General features: G+C 73.6%; 1 pseudogene. It reads left to right on the forward strand.

The features are described 5' to 3' along the window. Positions 1-542: pseudogene (locus HCK04_RS40515) on the forward strand (hypothetical protein); the annotation flags it as partial.

Raw genomic sequence — 542 nt, forward strand, 5'->3', positions numbered from 1 at the left:
GCCGGGACGACACGGGCGACCCTGCACCCGGCCAGGCCGACGACTTCGACAATGCCGAGGCTGAGGCAGATGCCGGTGCGGAGAGCGCCGACGACACCAACGCCTACGCCCCCGACGCCCCCGACGCCCCCGGAAGCGCCGACGACCTGAGCCGGGCCGATGACACCGTTTCCGGCGCGTTGGGCGACCCCGGCGCTGCGGGCGGCGCTGACGACCCCGACATCCCGGAGGAGTTCGACACCGGCGAGGCTGAGGCGGATGCCGGTGCGGGGAGTGATGCAGGTGAGTGCGAGCTGCGCGACACCGCAAGCACCGCCTCTGCTGAGGGCGACCACACCGTGAACGCCGCCGCCGCCGAGGGCGGCGAGACCGTGCCCGCCAAGGTCGGAGACGGCGACCGCGTTGCGGCCAAGTCTGGAACACCGCACACCGCGCGGCGCGCGTCAGCATGCCCTGCCGACGGTGACGGGCATGCGCACACAGCCCCTTCGGACACAGCCCCTTCGGGCGCGACGGCTTCGGGTGCGACGGTTTCGGACGCG

This window comes from Microbispora sp. CL1-1 (genome assembly GCF_012034195.1).
GTDB lineage: Bacteria > Actinomycetota > Actinomycetes > Streptosporangiales > Streptosporangiaceae > Microbispora.